This is a genomic window from Streptomyces sp. NBC_01210, from assembly GCF_036010325.1.
In the GTDB taxonomy this organism is placed as follows: domain Bacteria; phylum Actinomycetota; class Actinomycetes; order Streptomycetales; family Streptomycetaceae; genus Streptomyces.
Window position 1 is genome coordinate 3,642,814 of record NZ_CP108549.1, and the last position, 25,471, is coordinate 3,668,284.

Genomic DNA, 25,471 nt, shown 5'->3' on the forward strand with positions numbered 1-25,471 from the left:
CCAGTTCCGTGTACTTGGGCATTCGGATGCCGTCGATCATCGGTTGGCCGTCTTTTGATGTGCCTCCACCGCCACCACTGGCTGTTCCGCCGGTGCTGCTAGTGCCTTGGCCCGCGTGGACACTCTGGCCGCTGGAGGGCTTCTGCTGATGGGGGGAGCCTGCGGGCACTGGGGTTACGCCGTGTGCAGGGCAGTCGACCTCGGCGCACATGCCGGTGGGGTCACTGGTGGTGACGGGGGCGTTGTTGGCGTAGCTGTAGCCGTTTAGCGATTGGGCGCTGTCCGTGGCGAGGACGGGGTCGACGCTGATGAACTGACCGATGCCAGGGTCGTATTCGCGGGCACCAATGTGGGTGAGGCCGGTGGCAGTGTCGGCCGGCTTGCCGAGGAATGCCTTGTCGTCCGGCCAAGTGCCCACCGCTCCCCCGCGCGGTGCACCGAATGGCATCGTGAAGCGCTTGGTGATCGCCTGAGTTGTGGCATCCAGCGCCAGGCTGCTCGTGCCATGGTGGTCGCCCGCCAGAAACGAGAGCTTCGAGGCGCCCGATTCATTCGTACGGAGCGCGATCGTCTGCGGGCCCGCCGCATATGTACGGGTCGCCCAGGTCTTCTTGGCCGCGCCCGCGACCTTGTGGTGGATCTCCGTCGCGCCCAGGTACAGGACGCTCTCCCCGTCCCCGGCCGCCCGGCGGATCAGGAGCGTGCCCTCCGCGTCGTAGAGATAGCCCGTCTTCTTCGCCCCCTCGGTCAGGGTGGCGATCTTGCCTTCGGCGTTCCAGACGAGGACCTGGGCGACTCCGGTCGGGCCTGGGCGCCCGGTGGTGTTCCCCGTCTTGTCGTAGCCGTAGCCCGGCGTGACGCCCTTGCAGTCCGGCGTCTTCGTCGTCGCGGTCAGGCTGTGGCGCTGAGACGCGCTCATGTAGCAGTAGTTGGTGGTCGTCGCGGCACCGGTCCCGGGAGTCACGGTCTCGGTGGCCCGCTGGCCGGCCGGGTTGTAGGTGTACCCGGTCCGGTACGGTGCCGGGCCGCCCAGGGCCTTGCTCGTGCAGTCGTCCGTCGACGGCGTCCATGCCTCCGTCAGACGGCGTTGACGGTCGTACGCGAAGCACTGGATGTCGGTCGCCAGCGTAGGCGCCGTATTGGGGGTGTCGGCGATCTTCGTGACATTGCCCGCGTCGTCGTACGCATAGCTCAGATCCTGCGGCTTGTACGGAGCGGTCTGAGGCGTCGTCACAAAGGAGCGGGTGAGGCGGTCCGTGCCCTGCTCGTACCGGTTGTCGAGGTACGTCATTTTGGCTTCCGCCGCGGCGGAGACACCGAGCTTCAGCTGCTGGCAGGCCCAGCTCGCTGTAGCTGGCGCCTTGCAAGTAACCCGACGTTCCCGAGTAGACGGCAGTCGGCTGGCCAGTGGGTGTGTAGCGGTTCTCGATGGTCTCCGCGGGTAGTCCGCCGGCTGCCGGTTCGGTGGAGTTCTGCACAGTGCCGTCGAGGTTGAAGGCACTCTCGAAGGTGTAACTGGTCTGTGCGCCACCGGTCAGAACAAGCGGCTCGTTGGCGTCCAGCAGCAGCTCTGTCTTCGTGGGCCGGTAGAGGGTGTCGTAGGTGAGGATCCTCTTCGTGTACGCCTTGCCGGTCGCTCCGCCGTCGTAGCGCGTGGAGCTGTCTCCGTATCCCTTGGCCAGGGTGTCGAAGGTCCAGGCTGCAAGCTTGTTGGCGTCCGTGCGCGCGGACGACCAGAGGCCCGTCTTGCGGCCGAGTTCGTCATAGCCGTAGAGCAGTCCCTTGCCCTCTGAGTCCTCGGTCCAGTCGGTCTGGTCCAACACCGTGTATCCGGTCTTGGAGGTGCCCGTGTCCGGGTCCGTCGCCGTGACCTGACGGCCGAAGAGGTCATAGGTATAGGACCACTTGGCACCGTCCGGTCCGGTGATCGTGTCCTGCTTGGCATCGCGGGTGTACGTGAAGGATGTGGACGTGTACTGGGCGCCAAGACCGCCGCCGTATTCGACGTCCGCCGGGTCGGGACCCGCGTACTCACGTCGCTCGACCGCACGGCCGAGGGCGTCGGTGATGACCCGGGTTGCCTGTCCTCCGCTCACCGCGCTCGTCGCAGTGGAGTCGCCCGTGTAGCTCGTGGTCGTGGTCCACTTCTTCACACCGAAGACATGGAAACTGCTGCTCGTGGCACGCCCGGCAGCGTCGAAGACCGTGATGGCCTGCTTGGGCGCGCCTCCGTATTCGGCCCGGGCGTACGTGCCGTTCGGTGTCTTGGCGGAGTCGTAGATGTCTGCGTACGTCTCGTAGGCCAGGCCACGAGAGTCGTATCGCGTATCCGTGAGCAGCCGCCCGCCGTTCGGTGTCGGCCTCTGTGTCTGCAGCGGGCGGAGCAGCGAGTCGAAGATCTCGTACGACGTCGTCACCGTGTCCGAGGACTTGATCGTCGAGGTGGCGATGGAGGGGACCACACCCCGCTTGAAGGTGTACGCGAAGGTCATGCTGGCCGACTGGCCGCCGTCCTTGTTGCGGTTGGGCAGCCAGACTCCCGTGAGACGGCCCAGACCGTCGTACGTCTGCTCGGTCTTCTTCAAGTTGGCGTCGTAGGTGCGCAGTGGCAGTCCGCGCACGCCGTCGAGGAAAGTGATCGTCTTGTAGGTCTTGGGGTTGGTGACAATCGTCTTCGTGAGGATTCCGGCGCCGACCGGGGAGTAGTCCGTTGTCGTCGGCTGGCCGGCCGCGTCCGTCATCCTGCGGGGACGGCCGAGAGTGTCGTACGTGGCCTTGGACATCGTCTGCCAGGTCGACGGATGGCGTTCGCCGCCTGTCGCGGTGGCCGGGTAGGCGGAAGCGCGGCCGGTCCAGGTCGCCTCGCCCTTCGTGAGGGTCTGGCTGGCAGACCAGGCAGTGGCAGCGGCGTTGTCGTAGACAATCGCTGTGTCGGCCAGGACGTCTTCGCGTTTGGCCGCTGACGCGGGCAGTTTCAGTTCTGCCTCCGCGATCGCACAGTTACGGCCGACCGTACGGGTGCGGGAGACCAGGCTGTTGATGCCCCTCGCGTCATTGCGGGCGTACCAGGTGCGGGTACAGGTGTCGTCGCTGCCGTCCTTGATGTCCCCTGTGTTGTCGACCTCGTACGCCATGCCGTAGGCGTCGTACTTCGTGACCGCACTCGCCGTGCGCCAGGTCTTGGGTCCGGTGAGATAGGTGTGGGTGGACTGCGTCCCGGTACGCACGTAGTACGACTCGATGTCGGCGTAGGACTTGTGCTGTGTCGCAGTCCTGGCCGACCAGGGGGTGTTGACCGTGACGCCGACAGGGGTGCCGCCGTTGTAGGTGATCTGCTGGCGGGTGTCTTGGAGGTGTCGTCGGCGAGCGGGGAGCAGTTGGAGACCGTGCAGCGTTCGGCGTAGGTGAAGTTCACCCGGCCCGGCGCCTCAGCGGTGAAGAGGGTGTCGGAGCGCTGTCCGTAAAGGATCTTGTTCAGATAGCCGCTCGGCGTGTACCTGGCATCGGCGGTGCCGGCCTTGTTCTTGCGGTAGTGGTTGGTTTCGGCCGTGTACCAGTACGACATGGCGTTGCCGTGGGTGTCTTCGACGTAGTCGAGGTTCCAGCGCCAGGCCTGGTTCAGCCAGCGTTCGCCGAAGGCGTCGCCCTGGGTGTATCCGGGCTCGCCGGAGTCGTCGCCGAAGACGGGAACGGTCCATACGGAGTTGGTGCGCTCAGTGTCTGCGCCGCTCAGCTTGTTGAGACCGAACACGTACTTCGTGCCGTCGCCGGTGGTGACGGTCCAGTGTTCACCGTTGTCGTCGCCGTTGGCGGCGCCCGTGCCGTAGGCGACGGTCGACGCGTCGTCGTTCTTCAGCCGCCACTTGCCGGTGATGTCGTCCTTGACGAGTTCGGTCGACCTGCCGTTGAGGACAAGGGAGGCGTTCTCGTACTTCCAGCACAGGTCGTACTGTTTGTCGTGCCCGTCCTTGTCGCACGAGCCGTACTTTCGCTCGATGTAGGAGACAGTGGACAGGTCGAAGCCCTCGCCGACCGAAGTGCCCTGATTGTTCGTCGCGGCGGTACGGCCGTCGATGCTGCCCGAGTCGTACGTCAGATTCAGGGACGGTGACGGACCCGCGGCGGCCTTGGGGGCATCCATCGGATACGACCAGGTGAACGAGCCCGACGATCCGCCGGACTCCCAGGTCGAGGAGGAGGCGAGCGGGGTGGCGGAGTAGTCACCTGCTCCGGAGGGGGACGGCCCGGGGCCCGAGGCGGTCACGGCGAGCACGGTCGGGGCGGCCAGACTCACGGCGGCCGACAGGCTCTGGGCACGGACGGCATTGCGGGAGTTCAGCGGGGTGAGCGTACGGCACTTGGCGAGCTTGGGCGTGGTCAGCGCGCAGGCGGGGAGCTGTGAGAGCCGCAGTCGGCTGGACCAGCCGCCGCCGATGGCGGAGGCGAAGGAGGCGTAGTCGACGGTCAGTTCGGCCTTGCCGGGCTGGTTCGTCTGCGCGGTGAGCAGGACACCGCGCACCCCGGCCGCCTTGGTGGTCTTGCGGTCGAGGACGCTGATCCTGGCTTGTCCGGCGACAGTGCGGGCGGGCTTGGCAGACATGCCGGTCTTGACGGTCACAGGGATTCCACCGACCGTGGTTCGCGCGCTCGTACCCGTGAGCGTCATCGTGGCGGTCCCCGGGCCTGGCCAGTGGGCGCGTTGCTGCTGGGAAGCCCGGGCGGCATCGGAGGCGTTGCCTGCCTTCTCCTGGGCCACTCGCTCGCGCGCCTTCCTGGCACCGGTGGCGCTCAGCTCCTTGACCTTGCCCTCGCGCGGCTTGGGGACCACGGGACGGCCGGGACCGCCGTCGGCCGCCTGTGCCGCTTGCGCAACGGGGCTCAGCCCCGCCGGCACGGCGAGGACCGCGGCGAGAGCCGTGATCACCCAGGTCCGCGCTCCGGTGCCTCTGTGACGTGCTGTTGAACCCCTGCCCATGACCCCAACCCCCATGATGTCGCGTACGCACCAGCCGTACGTACGCGCCGATGCAGCTCAAGAAGTGCGTTGTGAAACGCGATCGCTCGACCGCCCGGTCCGGGGTGGGACCACTCGCCGCGGAACGCGATGTGGTGGTCCCACCCGGAGCTGGGCGGTCAGTCGCCGATCACGGCCTCGATCTGGTCCTTGCCGGCCATGGCTCCTGCCCAGAGGCGGACCTCACCGATCCGCGCGGGGAGGAAGTGACCCCAGGCCGTGGAGCTGTAGCCCTTGCCCACGGCGAGGTCGCCCGAGCCGACGAGGGCGGAGTAGGCCTTGTCGCTGTCGTTCTGGTCGAGGCCGACGTACAGGCGGATGACGGGGCCGTCTTCGGAGAGGGCGTCGAAGATGCCGGTCAGGCGGACGGGGGAATCGAGAGCAGCGTCCTCGTCGGAGCTGACCCAGGTGCTTGTGCCGTCCTTGTTGACCCGGCCGAACCGCCAGTAGCCGACGGGCACGGTGTGCTCGTCGCCGTCGTCGTCGACCTCGGTCTTCGTGCCGGTCAGCTCGAACCAGAGACCCCAGGAGGAGCCGTCGGCGGTGCGTTGTCCGACGACCTGCCCGACGTATCCGGCCTGTTTGGTCAGCAACTTGGCCGTGTCCAGCTGAACGCTGGTGGTGACAGTGAAGGACGCGGAGTCGTCGACCACGGGCCCTGCGGTGGTCGCGGCACCGTCCGAGCCGTCCAGGACGATCGACTCACCATCGAGCGTGGCGCCACCGGCCAATGACACGGTGCGCCCGTAGCCGGAGGTCGTGTCGGCAACGGTGGTCCCGCTCGCGCCCTCGGCGTTCCAGCTCCCGACCAGCTCGACGTCCGGGAGACCGGACGTGCCGGACAGGGTTCGGGCTTCCTGGGCTACCTCCTCCGGCTGCAGGGCGTACTGCCAGACTGCGACTTCGTCGATGGATCCGGCGAAGTGGTCTATGTACACGTCGTTGTACATCAGGCGGCCAATCTGCAACGGGCCGTCCGCGGTCCAGGCAGTGCCGGTGTCGGCAGTTCCCTGCAATTGACCGTTCACGTAGAAGCTGGCCTTGTGGGCAGCCACATCATGAATTGCGGCGACGTGCGTCCAGACCCCCTTCGGCACAGACTGCTTCGCTTTGATCTCGTGCATGTTCGAACCGCCGACGGACGACGTCGACAGCACACGCATACTCCAGCCCGCCGTTCCGTGGGACACCATGAACGGGCTGTACTGACGACCCCACGGGCTGCTGGAGGATGACTGCTGGCTCAAGGCCGTAACTGTTTTGGTCGCCGAAGGATTCAGCCGCACCCATGCTGAAACCGTGTACGACGATCGGGTCTCGAGTACCGGCCCGGACGTTGCCGCGAACCCATTTACACCGTCGAGTTGGAGGCCCTTGTCCTGTTTCGACGTCTTCAGTGGATTGCCCTGAGCGTCGTACCGGACTTCCCCTCGACGCCCCAGGTCGTCGCGAACCGCACCCGCAGACAGCGTCGCGTTGTCCTGGTTGGCGGCGTCCGCGGTCGACGAGTCCAGCGCCTGGCCCGAGTCCTCGTCGAAGTGCCACCGCCCCACAGGCCCCGGTCCGTCCTGTACCAGGAAGGACACCACCTGCGACGCACCCCATCGGCCCACGTTGTCCTTGGCCCGTACTTCCAGTTGGTACGTACCCGGGAGCTGCGGAGTGATCGTCTCCGTCACACTCGCGCCGGTGTTCTTCGGTGTTCTCCACACCGTCTCGGTCGACTGCTTGTATTGATAGGCGACATTGTTCGCGTCACCGGTCGCGGGAGAGAAGGTGAAGGAGCCTGGTTTGCCCGGCCCGCCGCCCGGTGCGCAGGCCGTCGTGGTGCACGGCATGTATATGGAGTTGAGCGTCACCGTCGGCGCCTTCGGGGCTGTCTTGTCGACCTTGAAGTAGCAGGTCACGCTGCCGGGCGAGGTCAGCCAGTTACCGAAGTTGTTCCAGTACGACCTGGTCCACGCCTGCACGCGGTAGAGAGGCCCCTCCTCAAGTGTCTGCGGCACAGAGGGCCTCGCCGCCTGCCCCGTGCCGAGAGAGCCGGATGTCGGTGACATGAAGTCCGGAAGCGCGGTCCACGTCGTGCCGGTCTACTTCTGCACCTGGAAGCGGACCCGTAGCTGCGCTTCGGGTGACCCGCCGACCACGGTGCGCGCGGTGGCCGAGAGCTGTGGCGTGGGGTCGCTGATCGTCCCGGGAGCATCGACCTTCGGCAAGCAGGACAGTCCGGTCCCGGTGACGAAGCCGAACGGTGTGGGGGAGTTGGGCTTTCCTACGTAGTCGACCACAAGCGTCGCGTCGTTCTTGAACCTCTTCCAGGCGCTGGTGTCCCCCTCGTCGTGGGCCCTGAGCATGAGCGTCAGTCGCGCGAACTTGCCCGCCGCGAAGTTGCGCACCGTCGCCGTGAGGTTCTCGTTCGTCTCGTCCGCGTTGTCCGCGAAATCGATGGGGGCGTCCGGGGTGTCCGGGTCGCAGAGTGAGCCCCGGCCCGCCGAGACGTTCCTGTCGACCATCAGATCCAGCTCGCCGGGCCGGCTGGACCACGCCGTCGACGAGGAGATGTTGTTCGTACGAACCAGATCCACCCAGCGCGGATCGCACTGGAACGCCCAGGGTTCGGTCACCCGGAAGGTCGCACCCAGGATGTGCTTGCCCGCAAGGTTGGCCGGCGAGAACTCGTAGTAGAGCCGCTGCACATGGCCGGGGCCGCAGTAGTAGCCGCCCCATGTGCCGCACCTGCCGACACCCTTGCCGCGCTCACCGCCGTCTTCGTCCTGGTTGTCGAAGTTGTAGAACCTGTACCCGTCCGAGCGCAGCAGGGTCCGCTCCGCCTCGCCCCAGCTGACCGTCGGGTCGATGTAGAGCGGGAATGCCGAGGCGTCGGTCTCCTTGAGCATCTTCGCGTCAGGGGCCAGGCTGATGGCGTTCTTGCCCACCTGGATGGGCAGATCTGCCGTCTCATCCCCTGGGACGGGTCCGGCGGTGCGGTCCCCATGCGCGGCGGGCCTCGTGGTCGCTGCCCGTGCCGAGGCAGCCGGTCCGGACGCCGGTGAAGCCTTGCCCGACGAGTCCCACATCATCGCGGGAGGAGCGGAGAACACCTCGGTGGCGTTGGCGTCCACCGCCGTCATTCCACCGCCCTCGGTCGGAGACAGCTTCAGCCCGGTGGCATGTGCCGAGAACGTGATCTTCTTCAGTTCCGGGTCGGAAGCCGCTTTGGGCGTCTTGACCACCAGAACCTCGCGGAAGCCCTCGACCGTGGCCGTCATCCGCAGGTCGATGTCCGGGAGGACGTTCGCGTACACGGCGCTGTTGCCGTCGAGCGTGGGCTCGGGCAGCCGGCCCGGCCAGCCCAACGCCAGGGTCCTGCCGTCGCGAGCGATCTTCACGAGGCCAGTGCCGGCGCCGCCACCCGAGAATGTCAGGTCGACTGCTGCCGCCTTCGGCGCGACGGTCCCGTCAGAACGCTGCTCCAGCGTGGCGTCCGGCTTGACCCAGGAGCCGCCCCGGCTCTTCACCCGTACCGGGACCGCCGACTGTTCGAGCCGGAAGGTGAACCCGTCGGGATTGGCGTAGGTGGTGGCGAACTCGGTACGCGCGCCGACGACCTCGACCCGCTTGCCCGTTTCAGCGGCACGGGCAAGTGCCCTCTGCTCCACACTGGCCGACGGACCGGCGGCATGCGCCGGAGCGGATAAGAGCACCGGCATCCCGGCCCACGCAAGCGTCCCGACAAGGGCCGCCGTGATGGTTCTTCGGCGCCACCATTTCAAGGCACGTGCAGACATTCCCCGTCCCCCACCCCTATAAGAACAAACGTTCTTAAGCCTGCCGCATGCTCTCCGTTACGACCTGCACACGTCAAAGGTTTTGGAGGACGAATCCCTCACGTCGGAACGACCTGGCTGGTTCCACACCCTGGGAAAGCCGAGATTACGACCGACCGGCAGCCTCCACATATCAGAGGTTGACTCAAATTCGATCACCGGCTACCACCGGAAACACCATCGGCGCCGGCTCCCGAAGGACCCCGGCGCCGTGGCCTGATGAGTGTGCGGTTACTTCTCCTGCTGCTTGCGCCAGCGAATTCCCGCTTCGAGGAAGCCGTCGATCTCGCCGTCAAGTACCGACTGGGGGTTGCCCACTTCGAACTCCGTACGCAGGTCCTTGACCATCTGGTACGGGTGCAGGACGTAAGAACGCATCTGGTTACCCCAGGAGTTGCCGCCGTCACTCTTGCCGAGGGAGTCCATGAGGGCCTGCTCCTCCTGGCGGCGGCGCTCAAGAAGCTTGGCCTGGAGGACGTTCATCGCGCTCGCCTTGTTCTGGATCTGGGAGCGCTCGTTCTGGCAGGAGACGACGATGCCGGTCGGGATGTGCGTGATGCGCACGGCGGAGTCCGTCGTGTTGACGCCCTGGCCACCGGGGCCGGAGGCGCGGTAGACGTCCACGCGCAGTTCGGACTCGTCGATCTCGACATGGTCGCTCTGCTCGACGACCGGCAGCACCTCGACGCCGGCGAACGACGTCTGGCGGCGGCCCTGGTTGTCGAAGGGCGAGATGCGCACCAGGCGGTGCGTGCCCTGCTCGACGGAGAGCGTGCCGTAGGCGTACGGCGCCCGCACGACGAAGGTGGTCGACTTGATGCCGGCCTCTTCCGCGTACGACGTCTCGTAGACCTCGGTGGAGTAGCCGTGGCGCTCGGCCCAGCGCAGATACATACGCTGCAGGCGCTCGGCGAAGTCGGAGGCGTCGACGCCGCCGGCCTCGGCGCGGATGTTGACCAGCGCCTCGCGCTCGTCGTACTCGCCGGACAGGAGCGTACGGACTTCCATCTCGTCCAGCGCCTTGCGGACCGCGGCGAGCTCGGACTCCGCCTCGGCCTGGGCGTCCGCGTCGTCCTCGTCCTCGGCGAGCTCGAAGAGCACACCGAGGTCGTCGATCCGCCCACGGAGCGCCTCGGTCTTGCGGAGCTCGGCCTGGAGGTGCGAAAGCTTGCTGGTGATCTTCTGCGCCGCCTCGGGGTCGTCCCAGAGGGACGGTGCCGCGGCCTGCTCCTCGAGCACAGCGATGTCTGCCCTCATCCTGTCGAGGTCCAGGACGGCCTCGATCGACCCCATGGTCGAGGAGAGGGACTTCAGCTCTTCGGATACATCGACGACTGCCACGCCCCCAGCGTAACGGCTGGGCGCGGCGGCCCGACCCGCTAGGGCTCGGAGGGTGCCGACTGCTTCGAGTCCTGCGGCGGCGCGTCCGTATCGCCGTCGCTGGTGGCCAGCCAGCCTCCGACGCCCACCACCGCGGCCAGCACCAGTGCCGCCGCCCCCAGCGTGATGCGGCGCTTGCGGACCGCGTCCGACTTGTGGCGGGCCGAGCCCGGGCGGCGTTGGCCGGGGGTACGGGGGGCGCGGGCCGTGCCGCGGGCGCCGCCTGCCAGCTCGTCCGGGGCCGGGACCCGCATCGAGGTGTGGGTGTCGCGGTTGGAGTCCGCGGGGGCGGCGCCGGGGACGAGCGGGACGGCGCCGCGGCGGCGGGGCTCGTCGGGGGTGGTCGGAGTCACCTCCGCGTACGGCTCCGAGGGTGGCTCGGCATCCGGCTCGTCGACGTCCAGCGGCGGCATGCCCGCGAGGAGCGGGAGCAGGTCGTGGAGGCGGGTGGCCAGTTCGGAGGCGCGAAGGCGGGACGCGGGGGCCTTGGCCAGGCACTGGACGATGAGCTGCCACAGCTCGTCGGGGATGCCCGGGAGCGGGACCACGGTCTCGGTGACATGGCGGCGCAGGACCGCGCCGGGGTGGCCGCCGCCGAAGGGTGTGAAGCCCGCGAGGAGCTCGTACAGGACGGTGGCGAGGGCGTAGATGTCGACCGCGGCCCGCGGCGGCAGGCCCTCGACGATCTCGGGGGCGATGTAGTCGGGGGTGCCGATGATGCCCGACGGGTTCGGGGCGTGGCCCGCCGAGGGGCGCAGTGCCTTGGTGCGGCGCGGGGTGTCGATCAGCTTGGCGACGCCGAAGTCGGTGAGCAGCGCCGGGTGCGAACCGGCAGGGCCGAGCGGGCCCTCCATGTCGAGGAGGATGTTCTCCGGCTTGACGTCGCGGTGGACCACTCCGGCGGCATGGGCCGCGGCGAGGCCGTCGGCGACGTCCGCGATGATCGCGACCGCCGCTTCGGGGGCGAGGCGGCGCTCCCGGTCGAGGCGGGTGCGCAGATCGGTGCCGCGGACGAGGTCCATGACGAGCGCGAGGTCGTTGCCGTCGACGACGAGGTCGCGGACGCCGACGACCTTGGGGTGGTCGAGTCCGAGCAGGGCCGTCCGCTCCTGGACGAAGCGCCCGACGAGCTCCTGGTCCGAGGCCAGGTCCTCGCGCAACAGCTTGATGGCGACGGGCCCTTCGGGTCCCTCGCCGAGCCACACCGTGCCGGCGCTGCCCCGCCCCAGGATCTGGTGGGCCGTGTACCGGCTGCCGATATTCCGTGCCAAGACTGCTCCCTCAGCGGCTGGCGTTGCCCGCTGTGTCTACCCGGGGGACGACCCCCGGACCCCCGGCCCGAAAAGAAGGCCGGGCACCGTGGCGGACGGCGACACGCGAGGCGCACCTGAGTAACGTACGCGGGCATCGGGGGGCTGTGTGCCCCGGATGGCGCCAACCTTCACTTCTGCGGGGGAAAATCACCCCGCAGAAGTCGACAAAGCTACTGAGTCACTACTGTCCGGCGCCCGAGCCGTTGCCGGTGCCTCCGGTGCCCGGGTCCGAGCCGCCGAGATTCGAGATCCACTTCGTCACCTTCGAGATGCCGTCGCCGATCGCGTCCCAGTAGCTCTGGCCCTGGGAGACCCAGTCCTGGAGGAACAGCTCCCACGCCAGCCAGCCCGCGCCGACGAGAATCAGGACGGTGAAGAGGCAGCCCTTGAGGCAGCCGAGTCCCGGGATCCTCATGCGGTTGGGGTTGGGCTGGCGCGGCTGCCTCGGCTGGCGCGGCGCGGGCTGCTGGGGCGGCGGCGCGTACTGCTGAGGCTGCGGCGGCGGGGCGTACTGCTGCCGCTGTGGCGGGCGCTGTTGCTGAGGACGCTGCTGCTGAGGGCGCTGTTGCTGAGGCTGCGGCGCGTACTGCTGCGGTTGCCGCGGCGGCTGCTGCGGTGGCCTCTGCTGCTGGCGCTGCGGACGCCGGCGCAGCGGGTCCTGACTCGGGTCGAGGTACTGGACCTGTGTCTGCTCGTTGCGGTCGCGGGCCGCCTGCAGCTGGGACTGCCAGGGGTGCGGGTCCTCCGGACGCGGCTGACCCGGCGGTACGGGCGGCATCACCGTGGTCGGGTCGCCGCTCTGCGGGGGTCCGGACTGCGGGGCGCCGGTCTGCGGCAGGAAGCTGGTCGCGGCGTTGGGGTCGTACGACCCCGCGTTGCTCGGCAGGACCTGCGTCGGGTCGGCCGCACCAGGCGCCTCGGGCACCTGAGCGGGAGAAGGGTCGGGCGCGAGCAGCGCGGCGACGCCGAGCGCGGCGTCGACCTGCGCGGGCGTGGAGTGCACGCCGACTCCGGCCGCGACGGTACGCAGTCCACGGGCGAGGTTCTCGGCGCTGGGCCGCTGAGTCGGCTCCTTGCGCAGGCAGCGCTCTATGACCGTCCACAGCGGCTCGGGGACGGTGGTGGGGCGGCGGGGCTCCTCGCTGAGGTGGCGGTGGAGCACCTCGAGGGCTGTGCCGCCCGCGAACGGGGGCCTGCCGGTGACCAGTTCGTACAGCAGGATGCCCGCGCCGTAGATGTCGACGGCGGAGGTCTGCGGACGGCCCTCGGCCGACTCCGGCGCGACATACGCGGGCGTGCCGACGAACTCGTGCGTACGGGTCAGGCCCGGGGAGTCCGCGAGGCGCGCGATGCCGAAGTCGGTCAGCATCGGGTGCATCTGGCCGTCGGCGTCGGTCTTGAGGAGTACGTTCGCGGGCTTGAGGTCGCGGTGGACGACGCCGTCCGCGTGGCTTGCGGCGAGCGCGTCCGCGATCTGGGCGGTCATCAGCGAGGCGGCGACCGGGCTGAGCGGGCCGTTCTCGCGGAGGTAACGGTGCAGGTCGGGGCCGTCGACGAGGTCCATGACGAGGGCGAGGAGATCCCCCTCGACGACCAGGTCCCGGGTGCGCACGATGTTCGGGTGGGTGAGGCGGAGCAGGACGGAGCGCTCGCGCAGGAAGCGCATCACCACGTCCGCGTCGTTCGCAAGCTCCTCCTTGAGGACCTTGATCGCGACGGTCTCGCCGGGCTGGCCCGCGACGGCCGCCTCGGCGCCCGCGGTCTCCCGCTGGCTGGCTCGCCAGACGGTGCCCGTGGCGCCGCGCCCGAGGGGCTCCTCGAGCAGGTACTTGCTGCCTACCGGCCGCACGTCATGCGCTCCCTGCTGATCGTGGTCCTTGCATGGTCCCGGGCCCCTGTGGCCGTTGCTCGGAGGCGCGGTGGCCCGCCCGGGTGTCCGACCCACTTTAGTGCCGCCGGACACGTCACCGGCCGGTCGTCTGCCCGACTTCCTCCTGCGCATCCCTTCCTGATGGACCGCTGGTCGTGTTCGAAAGGAAGACGCGGGCATCGTACGGATGGTTGCCGAAGAGCCGTGCCGCGAACGTCACGCACGTTCCGGATCAGATCCCAACCAGGCATTTTTACGCCCAGAGCCGACCAATCAAGATCACGTACTGGTGGTCCCCGGGCGTGTTGTCAGTGGCAGGTGCGAGGATGCCCTCAGCACGGAGTCGTGGGGGCGGGAGCCCTGTGGCGCGTGCCGACCTGCCGGGTGGGGGCGATCACAGGGCGGCTCCCCCGCCGGGCACCCCGCGCAGAAGGGATTGCTGACGGCGATGCAGATCCGGCTGACTGTCCTCGCGCCGCGCAGCGGCCGATCCGCGACCGCGGGGCATGCCTCCGTGGGACACGCCTCGGCGGGACATGCCGCGTGTCACGCCTGCGACGTGCTGATCACCGCGCCTGCCGGGACGGCGCTGGCCGCCGTGGCCTCCGGCCTCGCGGCGGCCGTCTCCGGCCCCGATGTCTCGGGTTCCGTCGTGCTGTACGCGGGCCAGGAGCGGCTCGACGCGCAGCGGCGCACGCTGGGCGAGCCGCCGCTGGTGGACGGCGCGGTGCTCTCCCTTCAGGTCCCCGGTGAGGACGAGTCTCCCGGGGCGGACGCCTCGGCCCAGCTCCATGTGGTCGCCGGTCCCGACGCGGGCGGGGTCCATCTGCTGCACGGCGGCCAGATCAGGATCGGCCGCTCCGCCGAGGCGGACGTACCGCTGGACGACCCGGACGTCTCGCGGCTGCACTGCGCGGTCACGGTCGCCGAGGACGGCCGGGTGACGGTCGCCGACCTCGGCTCGACGAACGGCACCACGCTGGACGGCGCGGCCCTGAGTGCCCGCCCGGTCAGACTGCCCGCGGGCGCGCTGCTGCGACTGGGCGAGTCGACGCTCCGGGTCACCCCGTGCGACCGGACGCCCGCGCTGCCGACGGCGCCGGACGGCGAGGGGCATCTGCGGGTGACCCGGGCGGACGGGGCTGGTCCGGCCGGGTCCGGTTCCGGTGAGGCCCATTCCGGTTCCGGTGGCTCCGGTCCCGGTGGCTCCGGTCCCGGTGGAGCCGCGGCGGGGGCCTTCGGACCTGGCGGGTCGGCTCGGGGCGGATCGGCTTCGGGCGGGGCCGCACCGGGCGGAGTCGGTCCGGGCGGAGTCGGTCCGGGGGACGACGGCCCCGGCAGCTCCGGACCCCGCAGCTCCGGTTCCGGCGGATCAGCCCCTGGCGGCTTCGGGCCGGGCGGCTCGGGGCACGGCAGCTCCGGTCCGGCCGATCCCGGACATCGCCGACCGGTTCCCAGCTGGGCCCGCCGGGACGACGCCGGTGCCGGTGCCGGCAACGGCGGCTACGGCCCCGACGCATCGGCTACGGGCGCTTCCGGATCGGGCGCTTCCGGGCACGGTGGCTCCGGCGCGCGCGGTGCGGCTCCGGGCAGTCCCGGGTCCGCCGACCGGGCTCCCCACGCCTCGGGCCCCCGCGAAGCCCCCCAGGCAGGCGATCAGCGCCGCGTGCCCTTCCCGTACGACCCCACCGCTCCCGCAGCCCCGACGAGCGCCGGGCGCGGCGATGCCGAGACGCTCTATACATACGACACGTACGGCACATACGGCCCCGACGGCAGCGCCCACGGCGACGCCATGCACTCCAGGGCGGACGAGACCCACGAGGTCCCCGAACCGCCCGAGGCGCACAGCCCCGCAGCTCCCAGCGGCCCGCCGCGCCAAGCCGCCCCCTTCCGCGGCACGCGCCTGCCCGACGGCGCCACCCCCCGCAGACGCGGTATAGGAGCCTGGGCACGGCGGCTCGCCGGAGGCCGGGAGGAGCCTGTTCCGGAGCTCCCGCCGCAGCCCGGATCGCGCAGCGCCGCGACACGCGCCGTCGAGAGCTGGCCCGATCCGGCCGCGGTGCTGCTCACCGCGCTCGGCCCCGGCCCCCGGCTCTGGGAGCGGGGAGCGGGACATCCCGAGTCCCTTGTGCTCCGCCTCGGCACCACCGACCGGGCCGAGCTGCCTGCCGTGCCGGTGACCGTCGGCCTGCGCGAGGCCGGTTCGCTCGGGCTCGCCGGGCCCAGGGCGCGGCTGGCCGGTCTTGCCAGGTCTGCCGTGGCGCAGCTCGCCGCGCTGCATTCGCCTGTCGATCTGGAGATCGTGCTGATCTCCACGGACCGGTCGCGGAGCCTGGAGGAGCGCAAGAGCGAGTGGGCCTGGCTCGGCTGGCTGCCGCATCTGCGGCCCGCGCACGGCCAGGACTGTCGACTGCTCCTCGCCTACGACCGGGACCAGGCCACCGCCCGCAGTGCCGAACTCACCCGCCGCCTGGACGACGGGCCGCTCGGCCCGGGCTGGCCGAGCGCCGAGCGCCGGGCCGTCACCGAAGCCGCCGCGCGGTACGAAGGCGCGCGTACCGTCGTCATCATCGACGGGGACCCCGGATCGGCCGCGCTGCGCGAGACGACGGCGAGGCTGGCCGGCGCCGGACCCGCCGCCGGGATCCATCTGATCTGTCTGGCCGAGACCCCGGCCGCCTCGCCGCTCTCACCCGTCCCCGCGACCTACGAGGCGGCGTGCGCGGCCTCGCTCGCCTTCCGCGAGTGCGGTGCGGTCGCCCTGCTCAGCGGTGATGTGGCGACCGCGCTGCGGCTGATGCGTACGGCCGGCGGGCAGCCCGTCGGGCACGGCACGGTCGGCGCGGTGGACGCGGTCTCGGCGCCCTGGGCGGCGCGCTTCGGGCGCGCCGTCGCGCCGTTGCGCGCCGAGGGCACCGGCACACACCTCGACCGGGTCGCGGCGCTGCCACGTTCCGCGCGGCTGCTGGACGAGCTGGGTCTCGCCCGCGCCACCCCCGCATCCCTGATGGCGCGCTGGGCATCGGCGGGCGACGGCACCGCGGTGCTCGGCGCGGGTCCGCGCGGCCCGCTCACCGTCGATCTCACCGAAGAGGGCCCGCATCTGCTGATCGAAGGCCCGGCGGGCAGCGGCCGCACTGAGCTGCTGCGCTCCGTCGCGGCCTCGCTGGCCGCCGCGGGACGCCCGGACCGGCTCGGGCTGCTGCTGGTCGACGGAGCCGGCGGCGAGCGCGGCGAAGGACTGGCCGCCTGTACCGAACTACCTCATGTCACCGAGCATTTGATGGCCTCGGACCCGGTCCGGATGCGGGCGTTCGCGCAGGCGCTCGGCGCCGAGCTGAAGCGGCGGTCCGAGCTGCTGGGCAGCGTCGGTTTCGCCGAGTGGCACACCCAGCGCGAGGTGGCCGACCGGATGGTGGGCCAGCGCCCGCCGACCGCCGCCGAGCAGCGCGGTGACCTCGACTCCCCCGCCAGCGGCACGCTCCGGCTGCGCCCCGGGGCCCGCACGAAGGCCGAGGGTCCGCCTCCGCTGCCGCGGCTCGTCGTGCTGGTGGACGACTTCGACGCGCTGGTCGCACCGGCGCTCGGCAGCCCCGGGCGGCCCGCGGCCGGTTCGGTCGTACGGGCCCTGGAAACCGTGGCCCGGGACGGCGAGCGGCTCGGTGTACATCTGATAGCGACGTCCGCGCGTCCCGACCGTACGGCCGACACCGAGTTGGCACAGGGTGCGCGGCTGCGTGCCGTGCTGGATGCGCCGCCCGCCGCGCCGGGGCCGGACGACCCTGCTCCAGGGCGAGGCAGGCTCGGGCATCCGGACGGCCGGGTGACCCCGTTCCAGAGCGGCCGGGTGACGGGACGCATTCCGCGTACGGCGACCTTGCGTCCCACTGTGGTGCCGCTCGAGTGGGAGCGGATGGGTGACCCGCCGACCCGTCGGCCCGTTCGCGAACTGGGCAATGGGCCAACGGACTTGGCACTTCTGGCCAGTGCCCTGGAGCGAGCTGCACGATCAGTGGACGCGACTCCGGTTCCGCCGCTGAATCCGGCCCGCCCCTGAGTGACGGCACAGGCCCGCCCTTTGACCTGACATCACGTCACAAGGCCATCACAAAAGGCTGGTTGACGCCTGGTGCGGTATTGCGGCCCTCCAGTACCGGGCGTACACCTGTCGGCACGGGACAGGGCACGGGAGAGACGGGGCAGTGATGCGCACAACTCTTCGCACGGGCAGGACCGCAGTGGTGTTCGCCGCCATCGGTGCTCTCGCACTCGCCGGTTGCGGCGACAACAAGGACGACAACAAGGCAAAACCGGGCGAGGGCAAGGGCAAGGAGTCCGCGGCGACCGTCCAACTGCCCAAGCTGAACGGCGAGAAGATCGAGGTCGTGGCCGTCTGGACCGGCCCCGAGCAGGAGAACTTCACCAAGGTCCTCAAGGAGTTCGAGAAGCGCACCGGGGCTTCCGTCACCTTCGTCCCCACCCAGGACGCGATGCTCAACTACCTCGGTACGAAGATCGCCGGCGGTCAGCCCCCGGATGTGGCACTCCTCCAGCAGGTCGGCGCGCTCCAGCAGGCCGTGCAGCGCAAATGGGTCAAGCCGCTGGGCGCCGAGGCCAAGGCAGAGCTGGCGAAGAACTTCACCAAGGGCTGGCAGGATCTCGGCGCGGTCGGCGGCACGCAGTACGGCGTCTACTTCAAGGCCGCCAGCAAGTCCCTGGTCTGGTACAACGCCAAGGCCTTCGAGAACGCGGGCGCGAGCGAGCCGAAGACCTGGAAGGAATTCCTGTCGACGGCCGAGACGATCTCCGCCTCCGGTGTCACCCCGGTCTCGGTCGGCGGCGCGGACGGCTGGACGCTCACCGACTGGTTCGAGAACATCTATCTCTCCCAGGCGGGACCCCAGAAGTACGACCAGCTGGCCAAGCACCAGATCAAGTGGACCGACCCGTCCGTGAAGACCGCGCTGACCACGCTCGGCGAGCTCTTCGGCAAGCCGAACCTGATCGCGGGCGGCGCCGACGGCGCGCTCCAGACGGAGTTCCCGGCATCGGTCACCCAGACCTTCACCGGTGGTGAGCAGCCCAAGGGCGCAATGGTCTTCGAGGGCGACTTCGTCTCGGTCAACATCGCGCAGACCGACGCCAAGATCGGTACGGACGCGAAAGTGTTCCCGTTCCCGGCGGTGGGCGCCGAGCCTCCGGTGGTGACCGGCGGCGATGCGGCCGTGGCGCTGAAGGACTCCAAGGGCGCGCAGGCCCTGCTGACCTTCCTGGCCTCCCCGGACGCTGCCAAGATCTGGGCCGAGTCGGGCGGGTTCATCTCACCGAACAAGTCGCTCGACGTCTCCGCGTACGCCAATGATGTGCAGCGCGATATCGCCAAGGCGCTGATCGCGGCGGGCGACACATTCCGCTTCGACATGTCGGACCAGATGCCGCAGTCGTTCGGCGGTACGCCCGGCAAGGGCGAGTGGAAAGCACTCCAGGACTTCCTGAAGAACCCGAAGAACGTCGCCGGGACCCAGCAGAAGCTGGAGTCGGACGCGGCCAAGGCGTACAAGAGCTGAAGCGGTGACAACTGCGGCGACCGCGAGGGGCTCCGTACGTCCGACGCCCCCCGCCGACAAGCGCAAGAGCGTGACAGGCACACGTAAGATCATCGCGGTCGGCTTTCTGCTGCCCGCGCTGGTGCTGCTGGGCGCGCTCGTGGTCTACCCGATCGGGTACTCGGTCTACCGGTCCTTCTTCGACCAGTCCGGCAGCGGGTTCGCCGGGATCGACAACTACAAGGAGATATTCACCGAGGACACCATCCTCACCGCGGTCAAGAACAATGTGATCTGGGTGGTGGTCGCGCCGACCGTCTCGACGGCACTCGGTCTGATCTTCGCCGTGCTCACCGAGCGGGTCCGCTGGGGCACGGCCTTCAAGCTGATCGTCTTCATGCCGATGGCGATCTCGATGCTCGCCGCGGGCATCATCTTCCGGCTGGTGTACGAGCAGGACCCGGGCCGCGGAGTCGCCAACGCGGTGTGGGTGGGCGTCCATGACACCTTCGCCGAGTCGGCCGGATTCCCCAAGGCGCGTCCGCTGGCCGTCCATCCGCTCGAGGCAGGTCCGGGCGGGTCCTTCGTCACCAAGGAGCCGGCCACCGCGGGCAAACAGGTCCAGCTTCCACTGGTCGGTGTCGCGCCCGACAAGATGCCGTCCGACGCCAAGCCCGCGAAGGCGGCCCAGCCGGACGACGGAAAGATCACCGGCACCGCCTGGCTGGACTTCACCAAGGGCGGCGGCGGCAAGCCCAACACCATAGACGCCAAGGAGCTCGGCCTCAAGGGCATCAAGGTGGAGGCGGTCAGGGACGGCAAGGTCGTCGCATCGGCACGGGCCGGAGCGGACGGTACGTTCAGCCTGCCCGCGTCCGCCGAGGGCGCCCAACTCCGGCTGCCCGCCGACAATTTCCGGGAGCCGTACAACGGCGTGAACTGGCTCGGCCCCTCGCTCGTCACCCCGGCGATCATCGGCAGTTACGTCTGGATGTGGGCGGGCTTCGCGATGGTGCTGATCGCGGCGGGCCTGGCGAGCGTGCCGCGTGAACTCCTCGAAGCGGCGCGGGTGGACGGCGCGAACGAATGGCAGGTCTTCCGCAAGATCACGGTGCCGCTGCTGGCGCCGGTACTCGCGGTCGTCCTGGTCACCCTGATGATCAATGTGCTGAAGATCTTCGACCTGGTCTTCATCATCGCGCCGGGCTCGGCCCAGGACGACGCGAACGTCCTCGCTCTCCAGCTGTACCGCTCGTCGTTCGGTACGGATTCGAACGTGGGGCTGGGCAGTGCCATCTCCGTACTCCTGCTGCTGCTGGTGATCCCGGTGATGCTGTTCAACATCCGCAGGATGCGAAGGGAGAGCCGCCGATGACCACGACCGACGGTGTGGTGAAGGCCAAGCAGTCACTCCCGGCGCGTATCGCGGCAGGCGCCGGCGGTGGCGTGATGCGGGTGTTTCTCATCCTGGTGGGCCTGTTCTGGCTGATGCCGACGTTCGGGCTGCTGCTGTCGTCGCTGCGCGACGCGACGGACATCAGTGAGAGCGGCTGGTGGAAGGTGTTCTCGGCCCCGGCACAGCTGACCACCGAGAACTATTCGCGGCTCCTCGACAACACGGCGATCACCGATTCCCTGCTGTCCACGGTGCTGATCACCGTCCCTGCCACGGTTCTGGTCGTGGTGATCGGCTCGCTCGCCGGATACGCCTTCGCCTGGATGGAATTCCCGGGCCGCGACTGGTGGTTCATGGTGGTCGTCGGCCTCCTCGTGGTCCCGGTCCAGGTCGCGCTGGTGCCGGTCTCCAAGCTGTTCGGCCAGATCGGCATCTTCGAGACGACGATCGGCGTGATCATCTTCCATGTCGCGTTCGGTCTGCCGTTCGCGATCTTCCTGCTGCGGAACTTCTTCGCGGAGATCCCGAGAGAACTGCTGGAGGCGGCGCGGCTCGACGGCGCGGGCGAGATACGGCTGTTCACGCGCGTCGTAATGCCGCTGGGCGGCCCGGCGATCGCCTCGCTGGGAATCTTCCAGTTCCTGTGGGTGTGGAACGACATGCTGGTGGCGCTGATCTTCGCGGACTCCGAGAGCGCGCCGATCACGGTGGCACTCCAGCGCCAGGTGAGGCAGTTCGGCAACAACATCGACGTCCTGGCGCCCGGCGCCTTCGTCTCGATGATCATCCCGCTGGCGGTGTTCTTCGCGTTCCAGCGGCAGTTCGTGACGGGAGTCATGGCGGGAGCGGTCAAGTGAGCGGGTGCGGATGAGTAGTTGAGCGGTGTCGGGGCCGGCCCGGTGCGAACTGCCGCGGGCGGTCCCCGCCGGCGGGGACCGGGCCACGCCGCAAACGGGCCCCGGCGCAAGAGGCGGCACCCCCATCCCGCCAAGCCCGAGACCCCCCGGGTCCGCCGCAAACCGACACCCGCCACGTGACGGCGCACCCCCACCTCGCGCGGTACCGGGCAAACCCGGTCCGGCCGGGAAGCGGTCACCGGGGGCGCGGCGGTGCGCCACTTCACCGAGGACAGGGCCGCGCCCGGCTGCGCCGCGAGGCGAGCGCCGGGCCCGCCGAACGCTCGGCGCGAAGCTGCCGCCCGGAGGCGTGGGGTGCGCCCCACCCACCCCCGGGGCCCGGGGGCCTGCCCCCGGTTCGGTAAGGGGCGGGGAGGGGACAAACCCCGGTCAAACCCCCGGTCACGACCGGAGCGCCGCCACCGCCCCCCGCGCCAGCTCGTCCAGGTACCCCTTCGGCAGCCCCGTCCGCACCACCACCAGCCGCCAGTACAGCGGCCCCACAATCAGGTCCAGCGCCTTGTCCGGGTCCGTGGATTCGGGGAGTTCGCCCCGTGCCACCGCGTCCCGTACCACCACCGCCGCCACGCCCTGCTGACTGTCCAGCAACGCCGCCTTGATCGCGTCCGAGATCTCCGGGTGGCGCGCCGCCTCCACCAGCAGGTCCGGGATGACCTGCGAGGCCACCGGGTGGCGCAGGGCGTGCGACGCCACCTCGAGCAGCGCCCGTACATCGCCGTACAGCGAACCCGTCGCCGGCGCCGGCAGCCCCTGCGCCGCGAACACCGAGACCAGGTCCAGTACCAGCGACAGTTTCGACTTCCAGCGCCGATAGACCGCCGTCTTGCCGACGCCCGCCCGCCGCGCGATGCCCTCGATCGACATCCGCGCGAAGCCGACCGCGGCCAGTTCCTCGAAGACGGCGGCGCGGATGGCGTGGGTCACGTCCTCCCGGAGCACTGCGGCTCCCGCCGGCGCGCGACGTGGTGTTCCCGGATCCGTGGTCATGCACAGGAGCATACCGGGACGACGAAACGGTTGCGTTGCGACGTCACTCCGTCCTACTCTCACCGTAGCGACGATACGGGTCCGTCCCATCGCTGGGCGACTCCCATCGCGGGCGCCGCCAACGCCCGCGCCCGACGTACCCCCACCCCTGTCCCTGCCTCCGCGCCTGTCGAAAGCGAGCACCGTGAGCAGCCAGACGATCGGCCGGTCAGAGCCGCATCCCGACCCGAGCGAATCCGCCCCGGACGGCCCGTCCGACCTCGCCGCGCTCGCCGCCCGCCACGGCCTGACCGTCAGCGGCGCCCGCCCCACCCTGCGCTCCTACATCGGCCAGCTCTGGTCCCGCCGCCACTTCATCGTCGCCTTCGCCACCGCGCGGCTGACCGCCCAGTACAGCCAGGCCAAGCTGGGCCAGATCTGGCAGGTCATGACCCCGCTGCTGAACGCGGCGGTCTACTACTTCATCTTCGGCATGCTGCTCGACACCAGTAAGCACGTGCCCGACTTCATCCCGTTCCTCGTCACCGGCGTGTTCATCTGGACCTTCACCGCCAACTCGATCATGGCCGGCACCCGCGCGATCTCCGGCAATATCGGCCTCGTACGCGCCCTGCACTTCCCCCGCGCGAGCCTGCCCATCGCCATCGCGCTCCAGCAGCTCCAGCAGCTGCTCTTCTCGCTCGGCGCGCTGCTCGCCATCCTGGTCTGCTTCGGGCAGCTTCCCCAGGTCGGCTGGCTGCTCGCGATCCCGGCACTGACCCTGCAGGCCGTGTTCAACACCGGCATTTCGATGATCATGGCGCGGCTGGCCAGCAAGACCCCGGACATCGCCCAGCTGATGCCGTTCATCCTGCGCACCTGGATGTACGTCTCCGGTGTGATGTGGTCGATCGACAAGGTGCTCAGCCACGACAAGGTGCCGCACACCGTCAAGCTGGCGCTGCAGTGCAACCCGGCCGCCGTCTACATCGATCTCATGCGCTTCGCGCTCATCGACAGCTTCACCGCCGCCCAACTCCCCCCGCACGTGTGGGCCGTGGCCCTCTTCTGGGCAGTGCTCTTCGGGGCCGGCGGATTCCTGTACTTCTGGAAGGCAGAGGAGGAGTACGGCCGTGGCTGACTCCAGGATTCCCACCGTCGTCGTCGACGGCGTCCACATCACGTACAAGGTGAACGGCGTCCGCACCGGCAAGGGCAGCGCCACCACCGCCCTCAGCCGGATCGTCTCCCGCAAGGGCGCACCCGGCGTTCGAGAGGTGCACGCCGTCAAGGGCGTCAGCTTCGCCGCGTACAAGGGCGAGGCCATCGGCCTGATCGGCTCCAATGGCTCGGGCAAGTCGACACTGCTCAAGGCCATCGCGGGCCTGCAGCCGCCGTCCAAGGGCAGGGTCTTCACCCAGGGCCAGCCCTCGCTGCTCGGCGTGAACGCGGCACTCATGGGCGATCTGACCGGCGAGCGCAATGTCATCCTCGGCGGACTCGCGATGGGCATGACCCGCGAGCAGATCCGCGACCGCTACGACGACATCGTCGACTTCTCGGGGATCAACGAGAAGGGCGACTTCATCACGCTGCCGATGCGTACGTACTCCTCCGGCATGGGCGCCCGGCTGCGGTTCTCGATCGCCGCGGCGAAGAGCCACGACGTGCTGCTGATCGACGAGGCTCTGTCCACCGGCGACGCCCGCTTCCAGCGGCGCAGCCAGGAGCGCATCAACGAGCTGCGCGAGGAGGCCGGCACGGTCTTCCTGGTCAGCCACAGCATCGGCACGATTTCCGAGACGTGCGACCGCGCGATCTGGCTGGAGGCCGGGACGTTGCGGATGGACGGCCCCGTGAAGGACGTCGTCGCCGCGTACAACGAGTTCACCAGCCCCAAGAAATAGCCCCTAAATCACCTCAAATTACCCATAACGCGGGCTAAAGTGCAGGCCGATGACGAATCATCGGACTGCACCGCCCGCCCATGGCTCCGCCCGGGTGCCCGGGACCGCGCTCCCCGGCACCCGGGCGCCCCTCGGCGCCGACCCGCCCCGGCCCACGCAGGCCGTCGCCCTCGGCGCCGTCTGGGCAGCCACCCGCATCGGGATGCTGCTCCTGCTCATCGTCGACCGCCTCGGCGACAGCGGCGTCGCCGGCGAGGTGCACACCCTCTACCGGCACTGGTACGAGCAGCTCAGCCAGGGCGCTTTCCCCCTGAACGACGTCACCTGGCAGTACCCGCCCGGCGCCGCGCTGGTGTTCCTCTTCCCCGGCACGCTGCCCTGGCTCACCTACTTCCAGGCCTTCGTCGCCATCACCCTCGCCGCCGACGCCGTCGTCACCCTCGCGCTCGCCCGCGCCGGTGTGCCCGGCGCCTGGATGTGGGTGTGCGGACTGCCGCTGCTGCTGCATCTGCCCTTCGCGCGGTACGACGTCCAGGTCACCGCCCTGGCCGTGCTCGCGCTACTGGCGATGCGCGGCCGGCCGCTGCTCGGCGGGGCGCTCGCCGGCCTCGGCGCGATGGTCAAGGTCTGGCCGCTGCTCACCCTGCTCGGCACACCCCGGGGACGTACGACACGCGCCGCCTGGCTCTCGGCCGCCGCCTCCGCGGTCGCGCTGCTCGCCGTCCTCGCGCTCGCCTTCACGCACTCCCTGGACTTTCTGCGGCAGCAGGGCGCCAGAGGCGTCCAGATCGAGTCGCTCGGCGGAACCGCGCTCCAGCTCGCGCGGAAGGCGGGCTGGCCGGGCACGGTCAGGTACCAGTACGGGGCCTTCGAGTTCATCGGTCCCTATGTGTCGAGCGTGGCGCGGCTCTCGCTGCTGCTGACCGCCGCGGCGCTGTGCTGGCTGCTGCTCTGGCGGGTCAGGGCCCGGCGCTGGACTGCGGCGACACCCTTCGACGCCGCGCTCGCCGCCGTCCTGCTCTTCACCGTCACCAGCCGGGTGATCAGCCCGCAGTATCTGGTCTGGCTGCTCGGACTGGCCGCGGTCTGCCTCACCTCCCGGCACACCACCCAGCGCCCGGTCGCGCTGTTGATGCTGCCCGCGGCCGCGCTGAGCGCGCTGGCCTACCCCCTGCTCTACGACGATGTGCTGGGCGGGACTCCGCTCGGCTGTCTGATCATGGTCGTACGGAACGGTCTGCTGGTCACGGCGGCTCTGCTCTCCTGCAGGCGGCTGTGGACGGCCACGGCCGCGCGATAGGCTCCGCTGCCGACAATGGGCAGGGGCACGCC

At 69.8% G+C, this 25,471-nt stretch carries 15 protein-coding genes and 1 pseudogene; 8 read left to right on the top strand and 8 right to left on the bottom strand.

What is annotated here, in order from left to right; all coding sequences use genetic code 11:
- Positions 1–268 precede the first annotated feature (268 nt).
- A pseudogene (locus OG735_RS41945) lies at positions 269–1,291 on the bottom strand (RHS repeat-associated core domain-containing protein); the annotation flags it as partial.
- A gap of 1,040 nt (positions 1,292–2,331) precedes the next feature.
- Between OG735_RS41945 and OG735_RS41950 the strand changes: the two are divergent.
- Positions 2,332–2,598: a hypothetical protein gene (locus tag OG735_RS41950; protein WP_442812440.1), complete on the top strand. Its 267-nt coding sequence runs from the start codon at positions 2,332–2,334 to the stop codon at positions 2,596–2,598.
- Between the two features lie 376 nt (positions 2,599–2,974).
- Here the strand turns inward: OG735_RS41950 and OG735_RS16470 are convergent, their stop codons facing one another.
- The 6 genes from OG735_RS16470 to OG735_RS16495 all read right to left on the bottom strand — a co-directional run bounded on the left by OG735_RS16470 (position 2,975) and on the right by OG735_RS16495 (position 13,383).
- Positions 2,975–4,600 (bottom strand): hypothetical protein, encoded by a 1,626-nt coding sequence (locus OG735_RS16470; protein WP_442812610.1) that lies wholly within the window; start codon positions 4,598–4,600, stop codon positions 2,975–2,977.
- A gap of 533 nt (positions 4,601–5,133) precedes the next feature.
- Positions 5,134–7,020 (bottom strand): LamG domain-containing protein, encoded by a 1,887-nt coding sequence (locus tag OG735_RS16475; protein ID WP_327323926.1) that lies wholly within the window; start codon positions 7,018–7,020, stop codon positions 5,134–5,136.
- Positions 7,021–7,104: 84 nt separating this feature from the next.
- A complete protein-coding gene (locus OG735_RS16480) occupies positions 7,105–8,724 on the bottom strand; it encodes a hypothetical protein (protein WP_327323927.1) in 1,620 nt (539 codons plus the stop codon).
- Between the two features lie 348 nt (positions 8,725–9,072).
- Positions 9,073–10,182 carry a peptide chain release factor 2 gene (prfB, locus tag OG735_RS16485; protein WP_327323928.1) on the bottom strand — a complete coding sequence of 370 codons (1,110 nt, stop codon included), beginning with the start codon at positions 10,180–10,182 and terminating at the stop codon, positions 9,073–9,075.
- A gap of 38 nt (positions 10,183–10,220) precedes the next feature.
- Entirely contained in the window at positions 10,221–11,492 is a 1,272-nt protein-coding gene (locus OG735_RS16490; protein ID WP_327323929.1) for a serine/threonine-protein kinase, read from the bottom strand.
- Positions 11,493–11,715: 223 nt separating this feature from the next.
- A complete protein-coding gene (locus OG735_RS16495; protein WP_327323930.1) occupies positions 11,716–13,383 on the bottom strand; it encodes a serine/threonine-protein kinase in 1,668 nt (555 codons plus the stop codon).
- A 469-nt stretch (positions 13,384–13,852) separates the two neighbouring features.
- Here OG735_RS16495 and OG735_RS16500 point away from each other — a divergent pair, with 469 nt between their 5' ends.
- From OG735_RS16500 to OG735_RS16515, 4 genes are all read left to right on the top strand, one after another.
- Positions 13,853–17,464, top strand: coding sequence for an FHA domain-containing protein (locus tag OG735_RS16500; RefSeq protein WP_327323931.1), 3,612 nt, complete (start codon positions 13,853–13,855; stop codon positions 17,462–17,464).
- A gap of 148 nt (positions 17,465–17,612) precedes the next feature.
- A complete protein-coding gene (locus tag OG735_RS16505; RefSeq protein ID WP_327323932.1) occupies positions 17,613–18,974 on the top strand; it encodes an ABC transporter substrate-binding protein in 1,362 nt (453 codons plus the stop codon).
- A gap of 4 nt (positions 18,975–18,978) precedes the next feature.
- On the top strand, positions 18,979–20,328 hold the full coding sequence (locus OG735_RS16510) for a carbohydrate ABC transporter permease (RefSeq protein ID WP_442812441.1): 1,350 nt from the start codon (positions 18,979–18,981) through the stop codon (positions 20,326–20,328).
- Positions 20,325–21,206, top strand: a complete 882-nt coding sequence (locus OG735_RS16515) for a carbohydrate ABC transporter permease (protein WP_327323934.1) — start codon at positions 20,325–20,327, stop codon at positions 21,204–21,206. The genes OG735_RS16510 and OG735_RS16515 overlap by 4 nt, the downstream gene beginning before the upstream one ends.
- A 441-nt stretch (positions 21,207–21,647) precedes the next feature.
- Here the strand turns inward: OG735_RS16515 and OG735_RS16520 are convergent, their stop codons facing one another.
- Positions 21,648–22,253, bottom strand: a complete 606-nt coding sequence (locus OG735_RS16520) for a TetR/AcrR family transcriptional regulator (RefSeq protein ID WP_327323935.1) — start codon at positions 22,251–22,253, stop codon at positions 21,648–21,650.
- Between the two features lie 199 nt (positions 22,254–22,452).
- Here OG735_RS16520 and OG735_RS16525 point away from each other — a divergent pair, with 199 nt between their 5' ends.
- From OG735_RS16525 to OG735_RS16535, 3 genes are read left to right on the top strand one after another with little or no spacing between them, the layout of a single operon-like run.
- Positions 22,453–23,373, top strand: a complete 921-nt coding sequence (locus OG735_RS16525) for an ABC transporter permease (protein ID WP_327328346.1) — start codon at positions 22,453–22,455, stop codon at positions 23,371–23,373.
- Positions 23,366–24,139 carry an ABC transporter ATP-binding protein gene (locus tag OG735_RS16530; protein ID WP_327323936.1) on the top strand — a complete coding sequence of 258 codons (774 nt, stop codon included), beginning with the start codon at positions 23,366–23,368 and terminating at the stop codon, positions 24,137–24,139. The genes OG735_RS16525 and OG735_RS16530 overlap by 8 nt, the downstream gene beginning before the upstream one ends.
- A 49-nt stretch (positions 24,140–24,188) precedes the next feature.
- Positions 24,189–25,439 (top strand): glycosyltransferase 87 family protein, encoded by a 1,251-nt coding sequence (locus tag OG735_RS16535; RefSeq protein ID WP_327323937.1) that lies wholly within the window; start codon positions 24,189–24,191, stop codon positions 25,437–25,439.
- The last annotated feature ends 32 nt before the right edge of the window (positions 25,440–25,471 follow it).

Coding starts and splice junctions, on each gene's coding strand:
- OG735_RS16535 (WP_327323937.1), top strand. CDS start 24,189: ATGACGAATCATCGGACTGCACCGCCCGCCCATGGCTCCGCCCGGGTG.
- OG735_RS16480 (WP_327323927.1), bottom strand. CDS start 8,724: ATGCCGGTGCTCTTATCCGCTCCGGCGCATGCCGCCGGTCCGTCGGCC.
- OG735_RS16505 (WP_327323932.1), top strand. CDS start 17,613: ATGCGCACAACTCTTCGCACGGGCAGGACCGCAGTGGTGTTCGCCGCC.
- OG735_RS16520 (WP_327323935.1), bottom strand. CDS start 22,253: ATGACCACGGATCCGGGAACACCACGTCGCGCGCCGGCGGGAGCCGCA.
- OG735_RS16470 (WP_442812610.1), bottom strand. CDS start 4,600: ATGTCTGCCAAGCCCGCCCGCACTGTCGCCGGACAAGCCAGGATCAGC.
- OG735_RS16500 (WP_327323931.1), top strand. CDS start 13,853: ATGCAGATCCGGCTGACTGTCCTCGCGCCGCGCAGCGGCCGATCCGCG.
- OG735_RS16515 (WP_327323934.1), top strand. CDS start 20,325: ATGACCACGACCGACGGTGTGGTGAAGGCCAAGCAGTCACTCCCGGCG.